Genomic DNA, 508 nt, shown 5'->3' with positions numbered 1-508 from the left:
AAAATTATGGGAAGCCGCCATCGCCGATGGTCATGATTGCAGTAAAGGCCGGGTGCAGCGTTTATTACAAAGTGTAGGTTATCGCTCTAAATCAGGTAAGCGTCGCTACACCAGTGGCAATAAAAAGCAGGGTTTTATAACGACAGAGAACCTACTTGCTCGTCAGTTTGATATTGAAGAGCCTAATACTGTATGGGTGTCGGATATAACTCAGGTGCGCTGTAAAGAAGGCTGGCAGTACTTATGTGTTATTTTAGATTTATACTCACGTAAAGTTGTGGGCTGGGTAACAAGTCGAGTTAATAGTGCGAGTTTAGTGATTAAAACATTAAAGAAGGCTTGGAATGTGCGTAAACCGAACGGACATCGCTTACTTTTTCACTCAGACCAAGGAAGCCAGTATAGAGCAAAAGAGACTATATCGTGGTTGAACAAACGAGGTGTAACGATTAGCATGTCGAGAAAGGGAAACTGCTGGGATAATGCATGCTCAGAAAGTTTTTTTGCT

At 42.3% G+C, this 508-nt stretch carries 1 protein-coding gene; it reads left to right on the top strand.

What is annotated here, in order from left to right; translation table 11 throughout:
• Positions 1-508, top strand: a 508-nt coding sequence (locus CWC11_RS20270) for an IS3 family transposase (RefSeq protein WP_138684130.1), incomplete at both ends; no start/stop codon positions are given.

The sequence above is a fragment of the Pseudoalteromonas sp. S3178 genome (assembly GCF_005886985.1).
Taxonomy (GTDB): domain Bacteria; phylum Pseudomonadota; class Gammaproteobacteria; order Enterobacterales; family Alteromonadaceae; genus Pseudoalteromonas; species Pseudoalteromonas carrageenovora.
Note: the sequence above shows the minus strand (reverse complement) of the source record. Positions and strands in the feature narration are given on the sequence as shown.